Raw genomic sequence first — 24512 nt, 5'->3', positions numbered from 1 at the left:
ATGCAATAAGTAATTTTTCATTAGCTTCTACAGCCTTGTCGGCTTCGCGAGCTCAGCGCCCTGATCCCAGGGGGCGACGCGACGGGACGCCGTGCCCCGGTGCGGCGTCGAGAGTTACGAGAAGTGCGGTGTGCGCGTGGTACATCACTAGGATCGGCACCATCGGATGTTCGGAACGGATCGGCGGGCAATGAGTACAGCGCAGGTGAAGTCCACCGGAGTCGGTACGCGCCGCCCCCGCGACCGTCGGGCCCAGATATTGACGGCCGCTGCGGCTCAGTTCGGCACTGTCGGATACAGCAACGCCAACATCTCCGAGATCGCCGATGCGGTGGGCATCACAGCAGGAGCGCTGTACAAGCACTTCCGCAACAAGGAATCGATGCTCACCGAACTGACACTCGAAGGCTCCGATCGGTTCGTTGCCGCGCTCGCCGACGACACTGCCGACTTCGCCTCGACGATGTCGACGTTGGTAACGCTGGCAGTCTCGCGCCGCGACATCGGAGTGCTCTGGCAACGCGAGGCCCGCAATCTCCCCGAGCATCAACGGACCGAACTTCGCGATCGCCGCCGATACTGCCAGCAGCGTGTCGGTGAGTTGATCGCCGCTCACAGGCCGGCCTCCAGTGCAGACGAGTGCCGACTCCTCGCCGATGCCGTGATTGCAATCCTGCTCAGTCCCTCCTACCACCGCGCACAGGTGCCCAGCGAGCGGTACCGGTCACTGCTCGAGACGATCATCGGCAGGGTCGTCGACGTCCGTTTCGATCAGCCGGAACCGAGCGTCGACCCTGTCAGGACACTCGCACCGCCACGGCACACGCGCCGCTCTCGGCGAGAAGTCCTTCTGGGTGAAGCGACAACACTGTTCGCCGAACGCGGCTTCCACGCTGTGACGATGGACGAGATCGGGCAATCCGCCGGAATGGCCGGACCGAGCGTGTACAACCACTTCGCGAAGAAGGACGACATTCTCATCGCCGCACTCAATCGGGGTGCCGACATGCTTGACATCGGGTTGAACAAAGCGCTCGCACACGCGGAATCTGCGGCGCACGGCGTGCATCTGTCGTTGGTGTCGTACATCGAGTCGATGACCGATCATCCTGCTTTGGTGACCATCGTGGTCAACGAAACGGCGAGTCTGACCGACCCGTTGCGGCACCAGCTGCGGTCCAGGCAGCGCGAATACGTCGACGAGTGGGTTCATCTTCTGGCCTCTGTTCATCCCGGTACCGATACCGATACCGAGGAACTGCGGGCAACCGTCCTCGCCGCGATCACGGTGGTCAACATCGTGGTCGTCAACATCGCGGTCGATCGGTTCACCACGACACCGGCAGGCGAACTCGTTCACGAGCTCGCCTGCATCGGCGACGCGGTACTCGGGCTCGATCGCTGATCGCACGTATCGGTCAGCGGACTGCGCCCGAGGAGGTCATCGCGGTCACGGTGTCCGCCCCGAGACCCCAGCGGGTGAGCGTCTCGGTCACGTCGCGACCGCCGTCGTCCATCGGGACCGGAACCGCGTTGACCGTTCGGTCGAACCGGGGGGCCGGTGCCGGTTGCACGACCCCACCGACCTCGATGAACGCTTCGCGAGCCTTGTTGTGCGGGTGCTCGTGCGCTTCCCATGGCGACAGCACGGGGGAGACGCAGGCGTCGGAGTCTGCGAACACCTCCGTCCAATGCGCGCGAGTGTTCTGCACGAATTTGCTTGCGATCAGCTTCTTCAGCTCCGGCCATGCGGCGGCATCCAACTGGGAGGGGATCTCGGCCGCAATCACGCCCAGGGCGTCGAGGAGTTGCGCGTAGAACTGCGGCTCCACCGATCCGACGGCCATATACAGACCGTCGGATGTTTCGTAGGTGTCGTAGAACGGCGCTCCACCGTCGAGGGCGTTGGTTCCCCGCGGGCCGTCCCACATGCCGCTGGCGTGCATGCCGTGCATGAACGTGGTCAACAACGCTGCCCCGTCCACCATTGCAGCGTCGACGACCTGTCCCTGCCCGGACCGCTCCCGCTCGAACAGTGCCGAGACGATCCCGAGCGCGAGCATCAACCCACCGCCGCCGAAGTCGCCGACCAGATTCATCGGCGCGTGGGGCCTCTCACCGGCGCGCCCGATCGGTTCCAACGCCCCGGCCACGGCGATGTAGTTGATGTCATGGCCGGCCCGCGGGGCCAGCGGGCCGTCCTGGCCCCAACCGGTCATGCGCCCGTACACCAGCCGCGGGTTGATCTCGAGCAGCTCGGTAGGTCCGATGCCGAGACGTTCGGCCACCCCCGGCCGGAATCCTTCGACGAACACGTCCGCAGTGGCCACCAGTGTGCGTACCGCCTCGATCCCGGCAGGATCCTTCAAATCCACCGCGATGCTGCGCCGCCCGCGATCGAGAGGCCCGGCAGGCGGGGTGAGACCTGCCGATGCACGTCCGCCCGCGCGGTCGACCCGGATGATCTCGGCCCCCATATCGGCCAGGATCATGCACCCGAACGGGGCCGGAGCCAGGCTCGCAATCTCGACCACTCGTACGCCATCCAGAGGTCCCACAGTGTTCGTCGCTTTCTCTTCGATTCGAGTCGGGCGGTGGAGCAGCTACAGCGATCGCGCGATGAGGTCCTTCATCACTTCGTTCGATCCGCCGTAGATGCGTTGCACGCGGGCATCGGCGTACATCCGGGCGATCTGATATTCGGCCATGTATCCGTAGCCACCGAACAGCTGAAGGCACTTGTCGACGACCTGCCCCTGCACCTCCGTGGTGTACGCCTTCGCCATCGACGCGGTCGCACTGTCGAGCTCGCCGCGCAGATGACGCTCGATGCAGCTGTCGACGAACACTCGTGACACGTGAGCAAGGGTGGCGCATTCGGCGAGCTGGAAGCGGGTGTTCTGCATGTCGAAGAGCGGACCGCCGAATGCCGCACGGTCCTTGGTGTACTGCACTGTCAGAGCCACAGCGGTTTGCGTTGCTGCGGCTGCGCACACCCCGATCACCAACCGCTCGTGTGGTAACTGTTTCATCAGGTACGCGAAGCCGGCGCCGGCGTCGCCGAGCAGATTCTCGGCCGGGACACGGACGTCTTCGAAGAACAACTCGGCGGTGTCCTGACCCTTCATGCCGATCTTGTCCAGCACGCGCCCCACTCGGTATCCCGGGGCATCGGCGGTCTCGACGACGATCAGCGATACGCCCTTGGCACCGGCCGACGGATCGGTCTTGACGGCGACGATGACCAGGTCGGCGTGTTTGCCGTTGGAGATGAACGTCTTCGCCCCGTTGAGCACGAAGTCATCGCCGTCGCGGCGGGCGCTGCTGCGCATGGTCTTGAGGTCGGATCCGGCACCCGGCTCACTCATGGCGATCGCCCCGACGATCTCACCGGTGGCCATCTTGGGCAACCATCGCTGCTTCTGGTCCTCGGTTCCGTACGCAAGGATGTAGTGGGCGACGATGCCGCTGTGCACCATGTTGCCGAAGCTGGTGTCGCCGAGACCGTACTGGGCGTCGAAGATCGCGAAGTCGTGGGCGTAGGTCCCGCCGCCGCCGCCGTATTCCTCCGGGATCGAGGCGCACAGCAGACCGAGGTCTCCCGCGGCGTTCCAGAAGCTCCGGTCGACGCACTTCTGCTCGGCGAAGCGTTCCTGGTTCGGTAGGAGCTCGGCCTGGAAGAATTTCGTGGCCATGTCCTTGAGCGCGACGACGTCGTCGTCGATCCATGTCGGCCGATAGTCCGCTGTCTTCATCGTCGACTCCTAGAAGTTGAAGCCGCCGCCGCAGACCAAGGTCTGGGCGCTGACGTAGTCGGACTCGGGGGTGCACAGCAGGTACACCGATCCCGCGGCTTCGCTGGGTGCGCCGGCGCGCCCGAGCGGGATCATCTGCTCCATCGCGGTCATCAGATCGGGGTTGACGCCGACCTTGATCTCGCGGCCCTGCACATCGATGGTGGCTGCGCCGTCGGCCGAGGCTTCGGTGAGGCGGGTCTTGATGAATCCGAACGCCACGGTGTTGACGGTGACGTTGTAGCGGCCCCACTCCTTGGCGAGCGTCTTGGTCAGACCGGTGATGCCTGCCTTGGCCGAGGAGTAGTTGGCTTGGCCGGGGTTGCCGCCGGTGCCGGCGAGGGAGGAGATGTTGACGACCTTGCGGCACGGCACGGGCTGACCGTCCTGCTTGGCCTTCTTCACCGCGGCGGCGATCACGGGCTGCGCGGCACGCAGAATGCGGAAGGGGGCCTTGAGGTGCACGTCGAGGATGGCGTCCCACTGCTCGTCGGTCATCTTCTGAATCACCGAATCCCAGGTGTAGCCGGCGTTGTTGACGATGATGTCCAGGCCGCCGAACGAATCGACTGCGGTCTGCACGAACCGCTCGGCGAAGCCGTCGTCGGTGACGCTGCCCGCGCATGCCACGGCCTGCCCGCCCGCTGCTGTGATCGCGGCAACGGTTTCCTCGGCCGGTGCGGTATCGAGATCGTTGACGACGACCTTCGCGCCTTCGCGGGCGAGCTTGAGCGCAATTTCACGGCCGATGCCGCGTCCGGAACCGGAGACGATGGCGACCTTGTTGTCGAGATTTCCCATGATGTGAACGGTCTCTTTCAGTCGAGTGCGACGACGGCGTCGCCGGTGAGTGTGACGGTGCCGTCGGCAAGAGTGACGGTGAGTTCCACAGTGGCGGTTCGGGTTCCGGCCGAGTCGTCGATGGAGACGACTTTGCCGGTGGCGGTCGGCTTGGCCGATACCGGTGTGATGGAGGCGAACCGAACCCGGTAGGACCGAATCGATTCCTGCGGAACCCAATTGGTCAGCAACCGACCCAGGTGGGCCATGGAGAGCATGCCGTGGGCGAAGACGTCCTCGAGGCCGGCAGACTTCGCGACGTCGATATCGATGTGCATCGGATTGTGATCGCCCGATGCACCGGCGAACAGCGCCAGCGTGGTTCGAGAGATTCTGCCGACGTCCAGGGCCGGAAGTTCGGTCCCGACCGTGATGTGTTCGGTGGATGTCATTGTCCGCCTCCCGGGTTGCGTACGACGAGCACTGCGCGAAGATCGGCGACGGCGGATCCGTCGGCTCGGGTCACGGCGGTGTCCTTGACGACGAAGTCCAACGCACCGCCCTTCTTCGAGTAGATATCGGTGATGGTCGACCTCGCGGTCAAGGTGTCGCCTGCATGTGCCGTCGAGTGGTAGGTGAAGATCTGCTCACCGTGCAAGACGAAGCGCAGATCGACACCGAGGTCCGACATCCACGCGAACGGATCGGGGCTGTCGAGCTCGATGGAGAACAGGAACGTCGGCGGCACCGGCAGATCCGGATGCCCGGCGGCCTGGGCCGCATCGGTATCGATATAGACGGGGTTCGTTTCCCCGATTGCCTTGGCGAAGAAGCGCAACCGCGCTGCATCGACGGTGATCGCGACCGGCTCGAGCTCGGTCCCGATCGCTGCGGGATCGATGGACATTCTCAGCTCACCTTCTCGTACAGGGTGACCACGGCGGCACCGCCGAGTCCGATGTTGTGTTGCAGAGCGACCTTGAGATCTCCCTCGACCTGACGGTTCTCGGCCTGTCCACGCAACTGCCACACCAGTTCTGCGCACTGTGCCAGGCCGGTCGCGCCGAGCGGATGCCCCTTGGACAACAGCCCGCCGGAGGGGTTGGTGACGACTCGGCCGCCGTAGGTGTTGTCGCCGTCGTTGATGAACTTCTCGGCCGTTCCCTCGGGCGTGAGACCGATCGCTTCGTAGGTGAGCAGCTCGTTGGCGGTGAAGCAGTCGTGCAGCTCGACGACGCGGATGTCCTCGGGGCCGACACCGGACATCTCGTAGACCTGCTGCGCCGCTGCCTTCGACATGTCGTAGCCGACGATCTTGGTCATGTCCTTCTCGTCGAACGTCGAGGCGAAATCGGTGGTCATGGCCTGCGCTTTGATCACGATCGAGGCGTCGAGCCCGTTCTTCTTCGCGTACTCCTCGCTGACGATGACCGCCGCAGCGGCCCCACAGGTCGGCGGGCAGCACTGCAACCGGGTCAGTGAGCCGTAAATGTGCGGCGATGCGAGCACTTCTTCGACGCTCGTCGGGGTCTTGAACACCGCGTAGGGATTGTTCGCCGCATGCAACCGGGACTTGACGGAGATCTTTGCGAACGTCTCGGGCGAGGTGCCGTACCTGTCTGCGTACTGCTTGCCTGCACCTCCGAACATCTGTGCGGCAAAGGGGGATTCGTCTCGGACCTGGATCTGATCCATCACCTCGTCGAAGCGCTCGAACGGACTCGGTCGATCGGAGTAGCCCATCGACAGTGCGCCGCGTTGCATCTGCTCGAACCCGACCGCCAGTGCGACATCGACTGCGCCGGATTCGACGGCCTGCCGCGCGAGATACAGGGCGGAGGAGCCGGTGGAGCAGTTGTTGTTGACGTTGATGACGGGGATACCGGTCAACCCAAGTCCGTACACGACGGCCTGGCCGCACGTGGAATCGCCGTATACGTACCCGGCGTACGCCTGCTGGATGACGTTGTACTCGATTCCGGCGTCGGCCAATGCCGCGCGCGCGGCAGTAGTGCCCATCACGTCGTAGGTATCGGACTTGCTCGGTGTGGCGAAGGGGATCATTCCCACACCCGCCACCACTGCTCTGCGCGTCATCGAAAGCTCCAATCGATTACTAATGCTGATTTACTTAGTGAACCAGAACTCCTGTTCGCAGGCAATACCGCATAGCGATCCGAAGCAAATGACCAATCCTCGACCCGCGGGGTCCGACGACGGGGCCCCCGATTCACTTCCTCGACGCATCGGCCCGAAGTCGGCCGTCGACCATCTCTACGATGCTGTCCATCGACGTCAGGTGCGCGGTCGTGGGCGCTCCGTTCCCGGACGACTTCCGGGCCTACCATGGCCGCCGTGCCTGTAGACCTGTCGTCGTTGACCATTGCCGAGCTGCTGCGCCTGTGGGCCGGAACCATGAACGAACTCCGTGTCCGGGGAGTAGTTCGAACGAACAACAACCCGGTTGGTGACATCGCTGAGGCGATAGTGCACGAGCACTACGGTGGCCAGCGAGGTTCGTTCTCCCAGAAAGGCTGGGATGTCCAGGATCCGAGCGGGCGTCGCTTGCAGGTCAAGGGAATGCGGCAGACCGAGCTTCGAGGCAGACGAAACCTCAGCGCAATCCGCGATAGCGATTACGACGTGGTCGTGGTCGTAGTTTTCGACATCGACTTCGCACTGACCAGAACCATCGAGATACCGCGCCCGGTCGTCGAGGAGCTCTTCAAGATCCGCCCGTACGTCAACGGGCGAATCATCACTGTGTCCGATGCACTGACCAGCGTCGCTTCGGTCTCGTCCATCGACATGACGGCTGCGTACGAGCGCGTCGGCTCCCCAGCAGCCCGCTCGACCATCGGTGTCGACGTGCCGTCCGTACCGGATCCGTAGACGGCGGTCACGTCACGTGGAGGACCGTCGATTCGGCTGTCCGTACCGGCATCGCATAGCGCTGCTGCGAGATCCTCACGGTGGTCTCATCAAGCTTCTACCGAGGACGGCTCGAAATGCGCGGAACGGTCACTGCCATGTACAGGTCGATCTGCCTGGCTCGATCCTCCCTCGCTAGCTCCTCGTATATTCGAAAAGCGAAGTGCTGGAACAATATGCAGCACTTTACCTGACATAATATCTGTTATCGGTAACGAATGTCGTTGTAGAAATAACTGGTCAGCCGCGCGTTAGCAGCGCAACTCGTTCGCTCGTGAAACGTGTGCAGTCGATCGAAAAACTGGCAAGCTCGACGCGGTGTGGTTTGATCCCGGCTCATCAACGAAGACGGCGTCTGCGAGGCGTTCAACAGAGCAATTGAAGAGGCGAGTTCGTGGTAACTGAGCTCCGACGAATCCGTGGCAAGGATGGCAGCTGCCCCGCGCGCTCTCTCCAGCGAACGCACCAAGGATCGTAACTTGGCCAGTCGCGTCGGATCGAAGCGCGTCAGGCCGACGCCGTCCGGTAAAGATGACACAAATTAGCGGACACGAATCGCACCCGATTCCCGATTCGGTCACGCTCGATGGCTTCCTTGTGCCTCCCTATCTGACGCCAGGTCGACTGCCGGTCCCCTGCGCGTCAAGGCGGTATCAACTAGGCGGAAGCACCAGGCGTCGCGCTGATCGGCACGTCAATGCGGTCCCGTGCGACCACTACTCCATCCTGTACCACATAGCATTCGACCACATGCTCGCCGCGGAAGGAGGTGCGTTCGTGCCTGCCGGTCACGCGGTTCGGCTCGACGATCTGCCCGCGAATTTGGTTCCGACGCTCGGCTTCATCACCTTGGTTGAGCACTTTCCAACGGACATCGTATGAACCAGGAACGTCGCACTCGGCGATGGTGAAGTCCAATTCCTTGTTAGGCAGAAGCAGAGATTTGGCGTGGAGCATCTCGCGCAGGGATGCCGGACGCCAACCGTTTTGGGCAACGGTGCAGTCAATTGCGAGCATGTACTGGACGTCGATCGGGTACTTCTGCTCGACAAACTCTTCGGTGTTGTCGAAAGAGCGAGCCGATTCGACGACGGCCTTGAGTGGCACTGATGTTCCAAAGACCTCGCGCCACTTCTTGTTCGCCGAAGCCTTGCCCTCTTCAGCGATCGCTTCGAGGCAACGGTTGTATGCCTTCTTGGCTTTCGGCTGGAACCGCGCCTTGACCTTTACTCGCTGGCTACTGCCCAGTGCCAGGTAAAAGTCCTTGTCCGGCTCCTGGTGGAGGAAGCCGAAGAAGTCGCGGACCATCAAATCGAACGATCCACTCCCAGCCGAGTCGTAGTCAGTGGTCTGGGCGAAGAACCGATGCACCAGTGTGTCAATGAGCAGGCCGCCGATACCTACACCGTTGGCGTTCTTCCACGCTCGGGCCATCCTCGCAAGATGCCGCATATTCGTCGACGTGCGGTCGTTGCACGCCTTTGTGGCCTCGATCTCGGCGCGAGGCCTGGTGACCTTCCAACTTCCAGCGGCTGTGTCCGGGTAATCGAAACTGCCATCAGAGTTCTCGAACGCTGGCTGGACCTCAAACTTGAAAGCGTTGCTCGTGAATTGCACGCGCACAACGCACTGATCGACGCGGATGTCGGTGTTCGAGTAGCGAGCCTTCAGGTCGTCCCGGACGCGCTCGAGCATCCTCCGCGGACCGGACTCACTGCTGTAATCGGTCCGGATATCGGAAGGGAGGATGTAAATAATATCGAGATCGGAAACACCTTTGACGGCGGTGTGCCGGCCGTAGGAGCCGACCATCAACTTGTGGGCGGTGTCGCCGTCCTTGGACCGGAAGTCCTTGTTCAGCGACTTCGTAATTTCGTCTCTGCGCGCCCCGACCGACGCCGCCGTGCCGCCGACTTTGAGGTTCGCGAGTAACGCGTCGAAGATTTCCGATGTCTTCACGATCGTGCCTCGCCCCGACTGAGACGAAGCGCTTCGGGGAGGAACAGGTCGATCTCGTTGCCAGAGAGGGTCATCTCCTCGTTGTGCTTGAGTCCTTCTTGCGCCCGTGTGTATGCCTTCGAGGTCGTCCTAGGAGAGTCTGCGTAAGCGCCGCGGGTGGCCTCCTGGAGCTCGTCGCGCCGAGTCCTGGCCTGCTCATCGGAGATGCCGCCGGACATCAGGTCGGAGATCAAGGAGATGTAAGACTCACGGATGTCCCAGAGCTGGGAGGCGACGCCGCGATGGGCGTCGGATTCGTCCGCGAACCTGAAATTCTTGGCCCCAAGGCTGATCCAGGTCACCAGGAGCGCGATGAACGATGTGACCAGACTGGTAAGTGCCGAGTCTCCGAATAGGCCGACCACCGCGACCAGGAAGGTGCCGGAGCTGACAGCCGTGAGCGCAATAAGGACGCCCTGCTGCCACCGGTGCTTCGTGAAGCAAATGTCGGCCTGCTTTTCGCGAGTTTTGTGGCTGTAGACCACGCGACCGAAGGACTCTCGTACCTGCGCTAGCAGGTACGAGTCCTCTCCAGCCTGACCTGTATAGCCAGGCTCCGTCTCTTCTGCCACATCTCTCCGATCGTCGTCACCGGCTGGTGCATCCCCGTGAGGATCTCCGAGTAGGTGTCGCCCAGATGCGACGCCTGATGACGGTCGCTGCACTTGGTGCCAAGTATGCCCACGCCCACCGACACGAAAAGAACCACTCTTCGATTACACCCTCGCTTCGCCGACCTCATGCCAGAGCAACTGCTTATGTCTCTCTACCCGCCACGGACCGCTCGATCTGGACCCGGCCTCGTACGGGAAGAACGCGAATCCAGGTAGCGAGTCCACGTGACCGTCCCTCACTCGCCCAATTTCCACCGTTCTCTCTGGGCCACTTCTGCGGGCGTTGGGATGCTGCACATCACGAGATGTCAGCTGTGATGAGCACCAGTATGGCCTGTCAGCCACGCTGCATATGGGCCGATCACTCTTCGTTCGACCTCCGCAAACTAGGGTCGACAACGTTGATCTCGTGATTGAAGTAACCCCCACGGAGGCTTAGTGAGCGACTTCGAGCAGTTCCTCGGTGACGCGGATGTCCGTGAAATCCCGTGGACGAAGCCAACCGGTGCCCCGGTGTCGCTCGTTACTGACAGAGTTCTCATCGCGGACGGCACCGACGCATTGGAAATCGCGGTGGCCTCTGCGGCGATTAGACCCAAAGTGGACGAGGTTCGTCGGTTGTGGTCCATCAGATGGGGACGTCGGGCAGCGCCGGTCGTTCTCGTTGTTGCTTACGTTGTCGACGGAACTTACAAGGCTGCTGTGTGTGGCACTAAGGACGACCCTGTCGTCTTGACTGACTTAGACCTATCGCAGGTCGAGAGGATTTGCGCGGCCGCGCTCTCTGCGCCAGACCAGGCCAACGCTGAACGCGCCTTCCATCGGCTGCTGATCGGACAAAAAGATCAACTGGTTGCCGGCCTTACCAACGCTGGATTATTCGCCTCTCACGAACTGAGGGCAGGTGTTCCTACACGACCGGATTGGCAGAGTGAACGCGACAAGGGAAGCGCACTACTGCGGCAGCGCGGAACCGATCTGATTCGCGGCCTGGGATACAAGGCGACGCCCCACGGATCTGTTGCGCTGATCCTGATGTCGAACGATACCCACCGCGCAGTGGCCGTTCTGCTCGATGACCACGAGGTATTTGATCGTCCAACAGCTCGCTTTGGCGCAGTATCGCCGGTCGCGCAAGGTCTGGCTATTGCCCAACAACAAGGCTTGCCTTGGCTGGTCATCACCAGAGGGACACAGATTCGGCTCTATCCCGCCAAACCCGACGTCGGCGTCGGGCGGAAGGGTCAGGCAGAGACATTCACGGAACTGGACTTGGCGTTGCTCGCCGACAGCGATGCGGCGTACCTTCCTTTGCTCTTTTCGTCCAATGCACTGAGCTCCAACGGCAGCGTCTCCGCGATACTCGACGCCTCGTCCAATCACGCCGCCGCACTCGGAAAGCGGCTCCGCGACCGGGTCTACGTCGACGTGGTCCCTCAACTGGCAGTGGCTGTCGCGAACCGGATGGGTGCCACATCGGAGGCCGATCTCGGGGAGGCCTACCACCAAACCCTGATCATCTTGTTCCGACTTCTCTTCGTCTCCTACGCAGAAGACCGTGGCCTGCTCCCCTACCAACGCAACCCTCGATACACCAAGAAAGCCCTTAAGACCACCGCACGCGAACTGGCCGAGAACCCAGACATAACGTTCGACCCGGCGGCCACCGACCGGTGGGACGACCTCCTGGCGATCTGGCGCGCGGTCGACGACGGAAACAAAGAGTGGGGTGTGCCGGCATACAACGGTGGTCTCTTCGCAAGTGACGAGATGCACCCATCGGGCAAGGCAATAGCCGCGATGCGACTGACCAACGACGAGATCGGCCCAGCTCTCAAAGCGCTCGTCGTAGACACCGGAGAAGACGGAACGTTCGGTCCCGTCGACTTTCGATCATTGTCTGTACGCGAGTTCGGCACGATCTATGAAGGCCTTCTCGAATCATCATTGAGTGTCGCGCCGCATGATCTGACAGTCGACCCCAAGACGGGTGCCTATCTACCTGCGAAATCCTCGGACATGGTCGAGATCCCATCGGGCCAGGTGTACTTTCACAATGCCTCCGGCTCACGAAAAGCGTCCGGCTCCTACTTCACCAAAGCGTTCGCCGTCGAGCACCTGCTCGACGCATCTCTCGAACCAGCCCTCACCGCGCATCTTGAGGCCATTGTGCTCCTGCTTGAGCAAGGTGACGACGCTCGGGCCGCCGACAAGTTCTTCGATTTCCGCGTAGCCGACCTCGCGATGGGATCCGGACACTTCCTGGTAGCAGCAATAGACCGCATCGAAAACCGGTTCGCGACGTTTCTCGCGAATCACCCGATACCAGAGGTGACGGAGGAACTACGCCGGCTGACCGTTACCGCCCAAGAGGCGCTGGGGCCGGAATCACTCGACATCGAGCTAGAAACCCGCGCGGTCCTGCGCCGGCAAATCGCGCGGCGATGCATCTACGGCTTGGACTTGAATCTCATTGCCGTTGAGCTGGCGCGCCTCGCTATTTGGATCCACACATTCGTGCCAGGACTCCCAATGAGCTCACTGTCGCACGGATTGGTCGTGGGCAATAGCTTGACCGGAATCGCCACCGTCGAGGAAGTGTTGGACATCCTCGACCCCGACGCAAGCGACGGCACAATCAGCATCTTCGAAGACCAGATCCTCGAAGAACTGAACACCGCGCGCGAACGACTACTAAGGGTCGCCAGGACATCCGAAGCAACCAAGAAGGAAGTCCGAGAAGCTACCAAAGCACATGCTCAGGCACGGAAGGACGCACACGGCGTCTCGGCGATCTTCGACGCCGCTATTGCCACCAGGCTGGGATTGATCAGTCGGGTCGCGACCCCGGACTCTGCGATCCGCGCCGCAAAGAAAAGTGACGTGCAGCAACAGATCAGGCATCTTCAAGCAGCGCATTTTCCCGTCCTCTTCCCTGAGGTATTTCTCCGCGAACGACCCGGCTTCGACGTTCTCCTTGGCAACCCCCCGTGGGAAGAAACCACCGTAGAAAAACTGGGATGGTGGGCACTTCGCTTCCCTGGTTTGAAGAGTTTGAAAGATAAAGCGCAGAAGGAGCGGATTGCAGAACTCGAAGAAACGCGCACGGACCTCGTCACCGAGTACGAGGCAGCAATCATTGAGGCCGGTCTGCTGCGCGGCGCTCTTCTCAAGGGCCCGTTTCCGGGGATGGGCACGGGCGATCCAGACCTGTACAAGGCGTTTACCTGGAGATTCTGGCAGGCACTTCGCCAAGACGGCGCGATCGGGGTTGTCCTACCGCGAAGCGCTCTCAGCGCCGCGGGCAGTGCCGAGTGGCGTGAAGATATTTTAACGAACGGCACTTTCTCCGACGTGACCCTTCTGGTCAACACTAAAGGATGGGTATTCGATGACATGGAGCACCGCTACACGGTTGGCCTGGTGACGATCAGAAAGGGCCAGCAATACTCCGGTGCGCTTAAGCTTCGCGGGCCGTTCGCCTCACTTTCCGAGTATCGACAGAAAGTTGGATTGGGGAGTGCGGGAGTATCGACGGAAGACTTTCGGGGATGGTCCGACGGCGCAGCTTTCCCTGCAATTCCAGACGCTGCGGCGCTGTCGATCTTCATCAAGATGCGGTCACACCCGCGGCTCGACGTCCGTTCAGGATCGTGGAGGGCACGTCCTCAACGTGAATTCGACGCGACAAACGACAAGAAGCATTTTTCGACAGATCTATCCAAGGCAGTCGGATGGCCGGTTTTCAAAGGTGCTTCTTTCGACATATGGCAACCCGACACCGGAACTTACTACGGATGGGCGGACCCCAAACATGCACAGGCCGAGCTCCAATCTCGCCGGCACCGACAGGCACGACTGAAAAGGTCCGCGTTCTCCGAATTCTCTCAATCCCAAATTGAAGATGAGACCACTCTGCCGTGCCTGAATACTCGAATCATGTTCAGGGATATATCGCGATCGACTGATACCCGGACGATGCGCGCTGTATTGGTTCCCGCCGGGCGGGTTGCCACTAATAAAGCGCCGTACTTTTTGTTTCCGTCAGGAGATAGCCGAGACGAAGCGTATCTCCTCGGTGTCCTGTGCAGCATTCCGCTGGACTGGATCGCGCGTACGGTCGTTGAGCTCAGCATGAATTTCCACATTCTCAATGGTCTTCCTGTCCCACGGCCAGACCCTGACAGTGTTTTGCGAAAGCAGGTAGTCGAAATTGCCGGACGGCTGGCAGCTACTGATGAGCGCTACCGTAAGTGGGCTGATGAAGTCGGGGTCACAACCGGTTCCGTCGCAGACGAGACGATGAAGTCTGACCTGATTGCCGAACTCGATGCGCTGGTCAGCCTGTTGTACGACCTCGACCGCGACGAGGTCGTGCATGTCTTCGAAACCTTCCACCGAGGATGGAACTACCAACCGCGCTTGACCGCGGTTTTGAGTCATTTCGATTCATGGAAGGCCAAGGTGACAAAGTGATCAACGACGGACCGAATGCGACGTATCGTTCGGAGTTCAGCACCAACAGGGAAGGGATCGAACGGGTCGCGGACGCGATCAACAGCCTCTTGGGAGGCCTTCGTACTCGTCTTGTCGTTCCCCCTGCCTTGGCCATCGCTACGGCTTATTTCAACCCCGGCGGATTCAACCTGCTCGCCGAGGAACTCGCGCAAACCGGTGGGGTGAGGCTCCTGCTCGGTGCCGAACCCACAGAGGCCGAAGACCGCCCACGTATACGTGCCCTTGCCGAGCGCCGTCGTCGCCGCGGCCCATCGCCTGAAATACAGCGTGCGCTTGAGGGCCACCGTCGCTCGTTGGAAGAGGACCGCGATCTCCTGGGGTTCACACGAGAATCCGACCAGCAAGCCCGCCGACTCGTTAGATGGTTGAAAGACAATCCGTCCGTTCAGGTTCGCCGCTACGAGCAGGGTTTTCTGCACGGCAAAGCCTTCATCGTCGAAACAGATGCGACAGCCGTCATCGTCGGATCGTCGAACTTCACTTACGCCGGTCTCGCCAAGAACAAGGAACTCAACCTCGGCAAGTACGACCCCCACACCGTCAACCAGGTACTGGACTGGTTCAACGAACAATGGGAGGCATCGGCACCCTACGATCTGGCTGCCTTGTTCGAGGCTCGCTGGTCACAGCACCAACCGTGGGATGTGTTTCTCCGAATGCTGTTCGAGCTCTACGGAGCTGACCTCGACGAGGAGACCGCCCTCTCCTCCCGACTGGGTTTGACGGCCTTCCAGGCAGACGGTGTCTGGCGGGCCCGCCGCATCCTCGCACGGCGTAAAGGCGTCCTCATCGCCGACGAAGTCGGACTCGGCAAGACCTTTCTTGCCGGCGAGCTGATTCATGAAGCCGTCTTCGATCGCCGCCAGAAGGTACTGATCATCTGCCCGGCCACCTTGCGTGATTCGACATGGACCCCGTTCCTGCGGGACAACAATCTGCGTGCCGACGTCTTGTCGTTCGAGCAGCTCGTCGCGGACATCGAAGACGCAGGTGCGAGAACAGCGAGGCTGCAAGCGCTCGACGAATACGCCATGGTGGTCGTCGACGAGGCCCACGCGCTCCGCAACGACAAGACGCTGCGCGCAGATGCGATGCGGCAGTTGCTGTCCGGTCCCAATCCGAAGGATCTCGTCGAACTGACTGCGACGCCGGTCAACAACAGTCTCGGAGATCTGTACAACTTGATCACGTATTTCGCGCCGAACGATGCTGCGTTCGGCGATGTCGGTATCCCCTCGCTTCGCGCGTACTTTCAGCGTGCAATCGCGATGAATCCCGATGATCTCTCCCCCGAGCATCTGTTCGACGTCCTCGACGAAGTGGCCGTTCGCCGCACCCGTCGGTTCGTCAAGAACCACTACGTCGGGGACAAGATCGTCATCAACGGTGTCGAGAAGGAGATTACGTTCCCGACCTGCCGGGTGGTCAAGGTCGACTACAACCTCAACGAGGTACTGCCCGGAGTGTTCGACGACCTCGCGATCGCGCTCGGCGCGAACGTGCAGGATGACACCGATTCCGATGCCCTCGCCGCCGGTGTGATCCTCGACGACCCCGGTGCGGTGCTGACCATGGCGCGGTACGTGCCTTCCCGCTTTCGCAAGGACGGCGACACCGAGCAGTACGAGGCTCAGAATGCGGGTCTGCTCCGGTCAGGTCTGCTCAAGCGATTCGAGTCGTCGTCATTTGCGTTCGAGCGCACCGTCGGCAAGATGATCGGCTCCCACGATCAGTTTCTCGCCGCACTGGAGGCCGGCCTGGTCCTGACCGGCGACACCCTGCGGGAGTGGGCAACGACCAACGTCGAGGACGTCGACGAGTGGATGGACTCCCTGGACGATCTGGACGGTGTTGCTCCTGCCGCTGATTACGATGTCGCGGCGCTCACCGACACCGTGCGCGCGGACCGCGCCCTGCTCGAAGCGTTCGAGCTCCGGGTACGCACGGTCCATTCGGGCACCGACCCGAAGATCAAGGCGCTCGTCGAGGAGCTCGCCACCATCGCCCACGACGCCACGGCCGAGGGCATCGGCGAGCAGGACACCCGCAACAAGCGCAAGGTTCTGGTGTTCACCTACTTCGCGGACACCGCGCGATACCTCGAGACTGCCTTGCTGGGTGCCATACAAACCGATCCGCGGCTTGCCGCGTATCAAGGACGCGCGGTCACCGTGAGCGGTCCGGACAAGATCAACCGGTCCGACGTCATCATCGGTTTCGCGCCGCTCACCGCCGGAACCGGCGTGGAAGAAGACAAGTACGACCTCATCGTGACCACCGACGTTCTCGCCGAAGGCGTCAATCTGCAGCAGGCTCGGCACATCATCAACTACGACCTGCCCTGGAACCCGATGCGTCTGGTGCAGCGCCATGGCCGCATCGACCGCATCGGATCACCCCACACGGAAGTGTTCATGCGGTGTTTCTTCCCTGACGTCGACCTCGACAGGCTGCTGCGCTTGGAAGAACGGTTGCAACGCAAGCTCAAACAAGCGGCGGCGTCGATCGGTGTCGGTGAAGTCCTCCCCGGCGTCGCCCCGGTCGATCGCAGCATCACCGACACACGAGAGCGCATCGAGCAGATCCGACGGGAAGAAGCGGCGCTGTTCAACGATGACGGCAACGCCACGCTCTCCGGAGAGGAATACCGCAGGCGACTGGCCAAGGCGTTCCGCGACACGAACACCAAGCATCGCGTCCTCGCCCTGCCGTGGGGCTCGGGCACCGGCTTCGCGCGAGCAGGAGCGGATCCTGGCTTCGTGTTCTGCGCGCGTATCGGTGACCACGCGAAGCCCTGGTATCGATATGTCCCCCTGAATGCAGACTTGACCGTGCAGACTCTCGGCGACGACCCCGTCGTTGTCGAGGACACTCTGTCGTGTCTGGCGCACGCCGACCCTCAGGTCGAGACGACGCCGGTGGTCCTGGGCGAAACCATGTACGAGGCCGCGTTCTCCGCGTGGGTAGTAGCGCAACAGCACATCCACACGCAGTGGATGTATCAGACCGACCCTGCTAATCTCGCAGCTCAGGTACCGCGGGTGATGCGCGATGCGGCCGCTCTGGTTCGCGATCACGGCAGCTTTCTCGGCGATCTGCAGGATTCGCTGGCGACCAGGCTCAATGCACCGTATGCGCTTCGTATTCAACGCGAGATTCGCCGCGAGCTGACCATGGCGGGCGTATCGGACCGCGACAGAGTTCTTGCGTTGCGGGACTTGGCCGATCTTCGCGGGCTGACTCCGCCTCCCGCGCCGCCGGTGCTGCCGGTGATCGACTCCAACGACATCTACCTGGTCTGCTGGACAGCAATAACACCGGTGAATCCTGTTGTTGCCTAACGATTTGGCCGATGCCGAGCCTGCGAATTGGCCCCTGGGGTGGCCTGACATAAGGGCTGCTTATCGGTCGCGGCCACGCTGTCAGCGGGCACGGGGACTGCCCTGGCGGCTGCCGTCTCGACGTGCCCCGCGATTCAGGCGCGTTCGGCCTGAACGGCGCGGGTGGCGCGCAGCCACCGACCTAGATAGGCCGAGGAGGCGGCGAGGTCGGGGCGGCCGGTGAGGTAGTCGGTGAACCAGCCCGCCAGGCCGTCCCAGTGCTGTGCATCGCCGGGCGGGTGCAGGGTCCATCCCAGCTCGTCCAGTCTCCAGTGCGCTTTGGCGGAGTTGCGCAGCATCGAGGTGGTGACCCAGTTCGATGCCTCGTCTGCTCCCCCGCGAGCGACCGGGTCGAGGTGATCGATGGTCGGGAACAGCTCCCAGAACGCGAAATGGGTCTCGGTCATCTTCCAATTCGGTTGTGCGGGAAACTCGTTCGGCAGCACGACCGACAGCAACCGCAATGCTCCCGGGTGGATCAGTCGGTCGCCGGAGTAGCGGTCGAGGAAGCCGTCGCGGTAGAACGTGCGCAGCATCTCGAGCAGCGTGTATCGGCGTTGCGCTGCGGTGCCGACAACGTGTGGGTAGTCGGTGCCGATGATGGCCTTGGCGGCGTCCGCGTCTCCGGCGGTCAGGGCCGCGCAGGCCCGGGCGAGGACGTCCGCTTTCTGCGGCGGCCGGGCCGATTCGGAGGCCACGACGGTGTCGCCGGTCATGCGGGACGCGCGTTGATGCGGGCGACCGGGTCGATGGCCGAACACGGTGCCGCTACAGCGGCCATTCCCACCCTCCCTGGCCAGGCTCCATGACAACTGGCTGGAACACGATCGTGGTCGAATCAGTGGGAACGTCGAGCACCATGAAACCTTCGTACGTGGATGCAGGCGACAGCTGCGACGGGATCGAATTGTTGGACTCGGCGCACACCCATGCCGCCGGCGACGTAATTTCGGGAATTGTCACGCCCGATTCGAGAACGGCCGAAAACGAATCAGTGGTGAACATGGCCGTGTACTGCGCTACGTTCACACCAGGCAAGATCTCGACTCGAATGGGGAATGCCAGGATCGATCCGAACTCCGGCTGGTACTGCGTCGTCGAGCATTCCGACGCAGGTACTGGCGCTCCGACCACGAATTCGACCTCACAAGGAAACCCGCCGCCGCTCTCGCAGCCAAGGCCCGCCCGTTCGTCGAACGCCTTGACCTTGTTCCCTCTCGGACTCTCGCCGGTGTTTGCAGTCGCCGTCGGAGAAGTCGACGGTTCGGAAGTCGCTGCCGGCTGCGTAGGCCGATCCAGTTCTGCTGTCGTCTGTCCGTCGGATGAGCATCCGACCGCGAACAGAAAACTCGCCACACCCACTGCGACGACACTTTTCTTCAAGAGACCATCCTCGTCACCAGCACTCCGGGGGCACTTCGAATTTCTCGACTCATTGAAACACCAGAAGCTGTGGGTTGGAGGAGCATCGAACCGACCGGCGCGGCGAAACTTCCGCATCGAGATGAACGTAGCCGCGCTCTGGTCGATCGGCCGATACCGTGTGTACGGCAGGCGCGTCGCGTGCGTCGTCGATCGCGAGTCGGTAGCGCCCGACCGGTGGCGCGCCGAGTCCTTGAACTGCGGAGTTGCTCGCGGAGGCAGCCACCTCTGTCACGCAGTCCAGTCCAACGACGACCGAGAACGCCAAGGGTTGCGTTTGCGAACGCGCAGTATGGAACATTATGACTACTTATGGACAGAACACCATAAATGACTATAGTTCTCCATATGGACCCCGCCTTGAATCCCTTCAAACCAGGATCAGGGCTGCGGCCACCAGCGCTGGAGGGGCGAACCCGCCAACGCGAAGAATTCGACCTTCTCGTGGCTCGGAGCAAGAACCGCAACTACGACCGCGGCATGATCCTGTCGGGCCTGCGCGGTGTCGGCAAGACCACCCTGCTCAACAACTTGTCCGAGCACGCCGAACGTCAAGGTTGGTTGACGATTGGGTTGGAGGCGCGGCCGAACGAGTCCGGCGTCAGCGCCGTGCGCGCCAAGCTCGGGTCCGAACTCGCCGCCGGCCTGCGCCGGTTCAGCCGCAAACATCAGATGCAGAAAGCTCTCGATGACCTGATCTCCCTCGCCCGCGGGTTCACCCTCGGTGTCGGCCTGGGACCGGCGAAAGTCGAAGTGTCGCTCGATCACGGTGCCGCCAGCGGGGACATCGACCTCGACCTGGAAGAGCTCGTCGAGGCGATCAGTGCCGCGATGAAGAAGAAGGGCACCGCGTTCGGGCTGTTCATCGACGAGATGCAAGACCTCGACTCCGACCTACTCGGCGCGTTGCTATCGGTGCAGCATCGAGCCAGCCAACGCGAGTGGCCGTTCTTCGTCATCGGCGCGGGCCTGCCCAATCTCCCGTCGGTGCTCGCCGACAACCGGTCCTACGCGGAGCGGCAGTTTGCGTACAGCACCATCGGTCCCCTCGCGCCGCCCGACGCCGCCGAAGCCCTGGAGATTCCGGTCAACCAGCACGGCGGGTCCTTCACCCCCGATGCTCTGGCCCTTCTGGTCGAGGCCAGCGGCGGGTACCCGTATTTTCTGCAGGAGTACGGCAAGGCCGTTTGGAACGTCGCCGCCACAGCAGTATTCGACGAAGACGACGCCCACCTCGCGGTCGAGGAAGGCCGGCGAGCGCTGGACGAGGGGTTCTTCCCCTCGCGGTGGAATCGCCCCTCCGACAGGGAGCGCCGCTACATGCGTGCGATAGCGCTCGCCGCAGACGAGGCACCGCGTTCGGGAGTCGTCGCCGCTGCAATGGGAGTGAGCACGACGGGCGTCAGCGATGTCCGGGACTCCTTGATCCGCAAGGGCCTGATCTGGTCCCCCGAACACGGCCGGATCGCGTTCACCGTGCCCGGCATGTCGGACTTCATCCGGCGTCAGCCCACCGACTGAAAAGCCCTGCGATTGCCCAGCGCAACGCTGTGCACGATCCTGTAGCGATGGCACCCAACAGCAAACGCGTCGTGCTCTCCAACGGACGCGACTGGATCAGCATCTTTCTCGACGGACGCGTCAAAGTTGCCTCCAGAAACCATCTCTGGGAGATCGCAGGCACCGGCAGGCACACCGCGCTGGGTCAGTACGTCACATTGGGTGTCGGCCGAGAGCTCGACGTGGACCCGCCCCGCGGTGCACGCAAGGTTCCCGACTTCGCCGTCGACCTCGATCCACAGAGTGGGCAGGCCACGGCGGCCACCGTGGCCGCAGACAACGGCACCTTCGTCGAGCTCCATCACGATGGCAGCATCACCGTGGGAAACGACGGCCGCGACATCGCCGAAACGTTCAACACCGGACGCGAATCGCTCGACGGTGGGCCATCCGGTCGCGGCGGCGCAGTCATGATCACGTTCGCCGGCACCTACAGGCCATCACGGTTGCGCGAGAACAACTTTCTGGTGACAATACCCGCTCGCGAGCGTCCCGCTGCCAACCGCCTCTACCCCGGCGAGTACATCATCGACGACGGCAAGCTCGGGCCACCGGCGAATGCTCCCGAAACGTGGTTCAGATGATCGCGGGCCCGCGCATCGAATTTTTTGCCCCCGTTAGCAAACCCGCCCGTTCAGCTCGGGTGCTCGACGGGACCTAGTTCTCCGGGTTGTCGAACGCAGCAATGACATGCGCGGTGGGGTTGCTCCCGGAACGAAACTCCTGAGCAGTGACTCCGCGGGTGCCGCCACGGAGAACGGATCCTTGGCGGCCGACCTTGACCCGACCGTCGGCGAAGCGAACGAGTTTGAGGCCATCCGGCCATTCGGTGACGTCGTTGCCGCTGCGGTTCTTGTATGTCTTCGGCATTCCGAAGTCGAGCCCATCCATGATGGGAAGTCTATGACTGTCGGACTTTGCGCCGGGCACACCCGGGGCACTGACCTACTCCGCTGTGCCGGCCAACCGAGCTCGCGATGAAGTAAGTAAGGCGTTCCCGGTTTCCCTCACCGTCACCAGAAGTCCATTTCGTCGGGCTTCTCACGCGGGAGTCCTCGCTCGAACAGCACCGACCGCGGGAAAGATCGACTCGATGATTCGGGATGAAGAAGGTCGAGTGCAGCTCGAAAGATCCTCCGATAATGTTCCTGCACTACAGTTTCAGCGGAATCGAACTTACGTCGGTGTACTGCAAGAATACGGGCCTCCATCGGCCCGGGCGCTCCTTCGAGATACCAGCCGAACGGGCTAAACGGCGTACTCGCCCGCGTCAGGCAGTTGTGGGCGGTACTGGCAACTGCTCGACGATCGCGTTCGTCGTCGTCCGATGCGCCGGAGTTCGTGTCGTGGGGTGGCAGCGGGCACTCGAACAGCGTCACGAGAATGTCGCGTTGCAGGTTGTAGTAGCCGCTCATCCCTTCATTCCACTGCCGGTATTTTTCGGCATCGAAGTAGGCGTCCACCACATCTTTGATCGTCAAGTCGCTCACCTCGGCGAGGATATCGGTGTGGTTCGAGCGCATCAGGGGAATGGGCCGGATGCGCTCAGCTGCAGGCCTCGGCCTTGGTGCGCTGGCATCCTTGAGCGGTGGAATCTCTTCTGTGGGCGCTGGCCCAAGCGCGAACCCCGATTGCACCGCCGGTCGTGGAGTGGATGCTCAAGACCTGCACACCAAAATTCCGCACGTGGACGCTGCTGCTCGGACGCACCGACATCACCGACGTCCAGGCGTGGACCTTGCTGTGGCGAGACGGAAAATTGGAGCAGTCGGCTCAGGTCCAACCACGCGGGTCCGAGCATTACTGGACCAGCAACCAGTCGTCGGAACGGTTGGCCGAGGACGTGGCGAGCTATCTCGCACGCCCGGACGTTCCACCGGGAGCAGTCTCCAGAATACGCAGCACGCTCGATTCGACGGCATTGACTCGACTGGACCTACTCCGAGCCGTGACACGTGCGGGCGGAAGCGATTTGGTGTGCCACGAGATCGCAGAGGAGCCCCCGAACGGGTCCACACGAGGCCCCCATTTGGGTAGTCGAGAACTCGCCCTTGTCGAGCGATACCGCGCCACCGTCAGCGAGGCCGCGGACCAGAGGTCCCGGGAGATCGACAGTCACCTGACGGCGATCCTGCACGAACACGACCTCATCGGACGGGCGAACTGCGCACGGACCCTGTCAGCATTCGGCATCGAAGCACTCACAGCGTGCATGTTCGGGCACGGATCGGTAGCGCCCGCACCCGAATGCGCCGATGACGCCAGTGCGGCTTGGCTCGAAGAGGCCACCACTTACGTCATTCAAGCGGGCGATACCTACCGTCTCGGACCGATTGTCTCGGCACTACGGCCGATCCTGCGGATGCACCGAGACCCCGCAGAGTTGTCGGCACGCAGATGGTGGCCACGCCGACTCCGAGACTTCGGAGAGGCCGGCACAGTCCCCCACACGTTCGCCCTGCCCTCGGAAGAAGGCGAGTTCGTCGTCCGCGAACTCGGCGACGACGCGACCCGCTACCAATCCTTGGCCGTGCTGCTCGAGTCACGTCCCGATGAGTCCCTACGCGCACTGTGTCGCGCCGCGTGACACCTACGACGACGCGTCGTGCCGACCATAGGAACTTCTGGGACGCTCACCTACTTCAGGTACCGCTCCTCTGTACGCCAGGGTGCTGGTAACGGCTGCTCAACCGCCTCGCTGTGTCCCGCAAGAGAAACTGTGCGAAACCGAGTGGCCAGTGTCGTCGATTCCTTCAGCGCATCTCTATTGTCATTTGGTGACAATCGAGCCGCGGCCTGAACGACGACAGACCAAAAAGAAGTCCGTAACGTTTCGAATAGCCGAGTGGGCATGCGTCGCAGTGGCAGCCGTTTTGATCGTCTTGGCAGCGCAGTCAGTGATCGAAGAGGAACCGCCAGCTCGCAACGACAGGGTACCGGCCCTGAGCCGGTGATTCGATTGGCGGCGGCGATCCGGTTCACGATTACCGAGGGGTACGCGGACATCGACACTCGCGGACAACTTCTATCGGCGAGTGGGCCGCCGCGAGACGGAGCTCGAAGCTATTCATTTCGACGTCAACGAGGCCCAGCAAGATCTGGATGGCCCACTCGGGGATGACTTTCGCGGCTCATCTCTTCTCCATTCGAACGACCGAGAAAACGCGAAGACTCTGCACGCGGCGTTCGCCAAGCTTCAGGCCGACGTCATGAAGCTAGACGTCCTCAAACGGCACCTCACCGAGGTTCGCGAAGTCTGCTGACACTCCCCGAGCCACACGGATGCGAAGGCTGCAACAGACCCGCGCCATGCGTTATGGTGAGGATGTTCGACCGTCGATGAGGGTCACGGTCGAGCGTCCATCCAGCAACAGCGCTACACCGCACCTTTTCCGGGTACCGGTGTCTTTGTGCTGCGGGCTGGCCGACGCTCCCAGTGAAGGCCCTCCATGTCTAATTCGCGCTCGCTCTCCACGAGCTCATTTCCAGTCCAGTTCCATGCCGGCGGCGGTGAC

Annotated in this window: 21 protein-coding genes; 8 read left to right on the top strand and 13 right to left on the bottom strand. The window is 62.2% G+C overall.

Annotation, left to right across the window (positions count from 1 at the left end; all coding sequences use genetic code 11):
* Positions 1 to 190 precede the first annotated feature (190 nt).
* Positions 191 to 1405 carry a TetR/AcrR family transcriptional regulator gene (locus tag AB0P23_RS17425; protein ID WP_243597285.1) on the top strand — a complete coding sequence of 405 codons (1215 nt, stop codon included), beginning with the start codon at positions 191 to 193 and terminating at the stop codon, positions 1403 to 1405.
* Between the two features lie 13 nt (positions 1406 to 1418).
* On the opposite strand, the gene AB0P23_RS17420 is transcribed toward AB0P23_RS17425, so the two are convergent.
* Genes AB0P23_RS17420 through AB0P23_RS17395 form a run of 6 tightly spaced genes read right to left on the bottom strand, consistent with a single transcriptional unit; the run spans position 1419 to position 6671 of the window.
* Complete coding sequence (locus tag AB0P23_RS17420) at positions 1419 to 2558, bottom strand: CaiB/BaiF CoA-transferase family protein (RefSeq protein ID WP_243597284.1); 1140 nt, start codon at positions 2556 to 2558, stop codon at positions 1419 to 1421.
* A 45-nt stretch (positions 2559 to 2603) separates the two neighbouring features.
* Positions 2604 to 3755, bottom strand: coding sequence for an acyl-CoA dehydrogenase family protein (locus AB0P23_RS17415; RefSeq protein ID WP_243597283.1), 1152 nt, complete (start codon positions 3753 to 3755; stop codon positions 2604 to 2606).
* 9 nt (positions 3756 to 3764) lie between these two features.
* A complete protein-coding gene (locus AB0P23_RS17410; RefSeq protein ID WP_243597282.1) occupies positions 3765 to 4595 on the bottom strand; it encodes an SDR family oxidoreductase in 831 nt (276 codons plus the stop codon).
* Positions 4596 to 4612: 17 nt separating this feature from the next.
* Positions 4613 to 5026, bottom strand: coding sequence for a MaoC/PaaZ C-terminal domain-containing protein (locus tag AB0P23_RS17405; RefSeq protein WP_243597281.1), 414 nt, complete (start codon positions 5024 to 5026; stop codon positions 4613 to 4615).
* Positions 5023 to 5481: a MaoC family dehydratase N-terminal domain-containing protein gene (locus AB0P23_RS17400; protein ID WP_243597280.1), complete on the bottom strand. Its 459-nt coding sequence runs from the start codon at positions 5479 to 5481 to the stop codon at positions 5023 to 5025. Before AB0P23_RS17400 ends, AB0P23_RS17405 begins: the two co-directional genes overlap by 4 nt.
* Before the next feature lie 2 nt (positions 5482 to 5483).
* Positions 5484 to 6671, bottom strand: coding sequence for a lipid-transfer protein (locus AB0P23_RS17395; RefSeq protein ID WP_243597279.1), 1188 nt, complete (start codon positions 6669 to 6671; stop codon positions 5484 to 5486).
* Positions 6672 to 6929: 258 nt separating this feature from the next.
* On the opposite strand from AB0P23_RS17395, the gene AB0P23_RS17390 reads away from it, so the two are divergent.
* Positions 6930 to 7466 (top strand): hypothetical protein, encoded by a 537-nt coding sequence (locus AB0P23_RS17390; RefSeq protein ID WP_243597278.1) that lies wholly within the window; start codon positions 6930 to 6932, stop codon positions 7464 to 7466.
* Positions 7467 to 8162: 696 nt separating this feature from the next.
* On the opposite strand, the gene AB0P23_RS17385 is transcribed toward AB0P23_RS17390, so the two are convergent.
* The gene (locus AB0P23_RS17385; RefSeq protein ID WP_363798513.1) at positions 8163 to 9464 is read right to left on the bottom strand and encodes a nucleotidyltransferase; all 1302 of its coding nucleotides are present in this window, start codon (positions 9462 to 9464) and stop codon (positions 8163 to 8165) included.
* Positions 9461 to 10075, bottom strand: a complete 615-nt coding sequence (locus AB0P23_RS17380) for an SLATT domain-containing protein (RefSeq protein WP_363798511.1) — start codon at positions 10073 to 10075, stop codon at positions 9461 to 9463. Before AB0P23_RS17380 ends, AB0P23_RS17385 begins: the two co-directional genes overlap by 4 nt.
* A gap of 480 nt (positions 10076 to 10555) precedes the next feature.
* Between AB0P23_RS17380 and AB0P23_RS17375 the strand changes: the two genes are divergently transcribed.
* The gene (locus AB0P23_RS17375) at positions 10556 to 14593 is read left to right on the top strand and encodes a hypothetical protein (protein ID WP_363798509.1); all 4038 of its coding nucleotides are present in this window, start codon (positions 10556 to 10558) and stop codon (positions 14591 to 14593) included.
* Here the strand turns inward: AB0P23_RS17375 and AB0P23_RS17370 are convergent.
* Positions 14557 to 14919: a hypothetical protein gene (locus tag AB0P23_RS17370; RefSeq protein WP_363798591.1), complete on the bottom strand. Its 363-nt coding sequence runs from the start codon at positions 14917 to 14919 to the stop codon at positions 14557 to 14559. The two genes, AB0P23_RS17375 and AB0P23_RS17370, sit on opposite strands and share 37 nt — an antisense overlap.
* On the opposite strand from AB0P23_RS17370, the gene AB0P23_RS17365 reads away from it, so the two are divergent.
* Positions 14806 to 17976, top strand: a complete 3171-nt coding sequence (locus AB0P23_RS17365) for a helicase-related protein (RefSeq protein ID WP_363798586.1) — start codon at positions 14806 to 14808, stop codon at positions 17974 to 17976. The two genes, AB0P23_RS17370 and AB0P23_RS17365, sit on opposite strands and share 114 nt — an antisense overlap.
* A 134-nt stretch (positions 17977 to 18110) precedes the next feature.
* On the opposite strand, the gene AB0P23_RS17360 is transcribed toward AB0P23_RS17365, so the two are convergent.
* Positions 18111 to 18731, bottom strand: a complete 621-nt coding sequence (locus AB0P23_RS17360; RefSeq protein WP_363798507.1) for an HNH endonuclease — start codon at positions 18729 to 18731, stop codon at positions 18111 to 18113.
* A gap of 52 nt (positions 18732 to 18783) precedes the next feature.
* Positions 18784 to 19149 carry a hypothetical protein gene (locus AB0P23_RS17355; RefSeq protein WP_363798504.1) on the bottom strand — a complete coding sequence of 122 codons (366 nt, stop codon included), beginning with the start codon at positions 19147 to 19149 and terminating at the stop codon, positions 18784 to 18786.
* 636 nt (positions 19150 to 19785) lie between these two features.
* Here AB0P23_RS17355 and AB0P23_RS17350 point away from each other — a divergent pair.
* Together AB0P23_RS17350 and AB0P23_RS17345 are read left to right on the top strand one after the other, a co-directional pair.
* Positions 19786 to 20958: an ATP-binding protein gene (locus AB0P23_RS17350; RefSeq protein ID WP_363798501.1), complete on the top strand. Its 1173-nt coding sequence runs from the start codon at positions 19786 to 19788 to the stop codon at positions 20956 to 20958.
* A 47-nt stretch (positions 20959 to 21005) separates the two neighbouring features.
* Positions 21006 to 21581, top strand: coding sequence for a hypothetical protein (locus AB0P23_RS17345; protein ID WP_363798499.1), 576 nt, complete (start codon positions 21006 to 21008; stop codon positions 21579 to 21581).
* A 73-nt stretch (positions 21582 to 21654) separates the two neighbouring features.
* On the opposite strand, the gene AB0P23_RS17340 is transcribed toward AB0P23_RS17345, so the two are convergent.
* Complete coding sequence (locus AB0P23_RS17340) at positions 21655 to 21888, bottom strand: hypothetical protein (protein WP_243610829.1); 234 nt, start codon at positions 21886 to 21888, stop codon at positions 21655 to 21657.
* A 122-nt stretch (positions 21889 to 22010) separates the two neighbouring features.
* Positions 22011 to 22463: a hypothetical protein gene (locus AB0P23_RS17335; protein WP_363798497.1), complete on the bottom strand. Its 453-nt coding sequence runs from the start codon at positions 22461 to 22463 to the stop codon at positions 22011 to 22013.
* A 122-nt stretch (positions 22464 to 22585) separates the two neighbouring features.
* Here AB0P23_RS17335 and AB0P23_RS17330 point away from each other — a divergent pair, with 122 nt between their 5' ends.
* Both AB0P23_RS17330 and AB0P23_RS17325 read left to right on the top strand, forming a co-directional pair.
* Complete coding sequence (locus AB0P23_RS17330) at positions 22586 to 23584, top strand: hypothetical protein (protein WP_363798495.1); 999 nt, start codon at positions 22586 to 22588, stop codon at positions 23582 to 23584.
* Positions 23585 to 24032: 448 nt separating this feature from the next.
* The gene (locus AB0P23_RS17325) at positions 24033 to 24260 is read left to right on the top strand and encodes a hypothetical protein (protein ID WP_363798493.1); all 228 of its coding nucleotides are present in this window, start codon (positions 24033 to 24035) and stop codon (positions 24258 to 24260) included.
* The last annotated feature ends 252 nt before the right edge of the window (positions 24261 to 24512 follow it).

Source organism: Rhodococcus sp. NPDC077669, assembly GCF_040686915.1.
Taxonomy (GTDB): Bacteria; Actinomycetota; Actinomycetes; order Mycobacteriales; family Mycobacteriaceae; genus Rhodococcoides; species Rhodococcoides fascians.
This window is presented reverse-complemented; position numbering and strand designations above follow the sequence as displayed.